Here is a 286-nt window from a genome sequence, read left to right on the forward strand (position 1 = left end):
TAGCTCTACTGAATGTAGAAATGACTGATTTAGTCCGTCAACAATTGAGGTCTTTATTTGCATGTGATTGAAATGGTTTATCGCCTTTTGGGTTGTGCCGCCTGGTGTCATGACCCTTTCGCAAAGTCTCATTGGTGTATCTGGGCCTGCCTCTAACAGAGCGGAAGTTCCACGAAGTATCTGAATTACCATTGATGTAGCACTTGCGTTGTCAAACCCAGCTATTTTGGCGTACTCGATAAGTGCTGCTGTAAAATACGAGATGTAGGCGGGACCGCCTCCTACC

At 45.8% G+C, this 286-nt stretch carries 1 protein-coding gene; it reads right to left on the reverse strand.

Annotated features, from left to right (window positions below):
• On the reverse strand, positions 1 to 286 hold a 286-nt coding region (locus SB816_RS30975), incomplete at both ends, for a pyrroline-5-carboxylate reductase family protein (RefSeq protein ID WP_410548115.1).

The sequence above is a fragment of the Achromobacter sp. SIMBA_011 genome (assembly GCF_046535435.1).
Taxonomy (GTDB): domain Bacteria; phylum Pseudomonadota; class Gammaproteobacteria; order Burkholderiales; family Burkholderiaceae_B; genus Achromobacter; species Achromobacter dolens.